This window comes from Pseudomonas sp. 32_A, from assembly GCF_017490905.1.
GTDB lineage: Bacteria > Pseudomonadota > Gammaproteobacteria > Pseudomonadales > Pseudomonadaceae > Aquipseudomonas > Aquipseudomonas inefficax.
Map to the genome: position 1 here is coordinate 1 of NZ_JAFGYI010000148.1, position 556 is coordinate 556.

A 556-nucleotide genomic window follows, 5' to 3' on the forward strand; every position below is an offset into this window, starting at 1 on the left:
GCGCATTTCCACAACGCGATCATCGGCGGCGTCGTGTTCGGCTATCTCGCCGGCTTCCATTACTGGTTTCCGAAGGCGTTCGGCTTCAAGCTCGACGAGAAGCTCGGCAAGCGCGCGTTCTGGTGCTGGTTCATCGGCTTTTACGTGTCGTTCGTGCCGCTGTACGTGCTCGGTTTCATGGGCATGACGCGCCGCCTGAACCATTACGACAACCCCGCCTGGCATCCGTGGCTCATCGTCGCCGCGTGCGGCGTCGCGTTGATCGCGCTCGGCGTGCTGCACCAGGTCGCGCAGGTGTGGGTGGCGGTGCGCAATCGCAACGCGCCCGGCTACCGCGACACGACGGGCGACCCGTGGGACGGCCGCACGCTCGAATGGGCGACGGCCTCGCCGCCGCCCGTCTACAACTTCGCGGTGATCCCGACCGTGCACGCGCTCGACGAGCTCGCGTACCGCAAGGAGCACGGCATCGGCGTCGGCAAGAACGCCGTCTATCAGGACATCCACATGCCGTCGAACACCAGCGCGGGCTTGTTCGTCGGCATGTTCAGCCTCG

The 556-nt window shown here is 66.0% G+C and carries 1 protein-coding gene; it reads left to right on the plus strand.

Annotated elements, in window-relative coordinates:
• The coding region (locus tag J5M58_RS26010; RefSeq protein WP_207880193.1) for a cbb3-type cytochrome c oxidase subunit I at nucleotides 1-556 on the plus strand (556 nt) is incomplete at both ends.